Annotated in this window: 1 pseudogene; it reads left to right on the top strand. The window is 59.3% G+C overall.

From position 1 onward, the window contains the following. Positions 1-273 (top strand): annotated as a pseudogene (locus tag GVV58_RS15365) (IS91 family transposase); the annotation flags it as partial.

The following is a 273-nucleotide window of genomic DNA, read 5'->3' as shown; positions in this document are numbered from 1 at the left end:
AGAGTCAACCTAACCCGCTTCCACGGGGTGTTCGCACCCAACAGTCGGCACCGGGCGTTGGTCACGCCGGCAAAACGGGGCAGGGGCAACAAGGTCAGGGTGGCTGATGAACCGGCAACACCAGCACAACGGCGAGCGTCGATGACATGGGCGCAACGGCTCAAGCGTGTTTTCAATATCGACATCGAGACCTGCAGCGGCTGCGGCGGCGCCATGAAAGTCATCGCCTGCATTGAAGACCCTATAGTGATCAAGCAGATCCTTGATCACCTG

It is taken from the genome of Acinetobacter sp. 18QD2AZ41W (assembly GCF_009829025.1).
In the GTDB taxonomy this organism is placed as follows: Bacteria; Pseudomonadota; Gammaproteobacteria; order Pseudomonadales; family Moraxellaceae; genus Acinetobacter; species Acinetobacter pseudolwoffii.
This window is presented reverse-complemented; position numbering and strand designations above follow the sequence as displayed.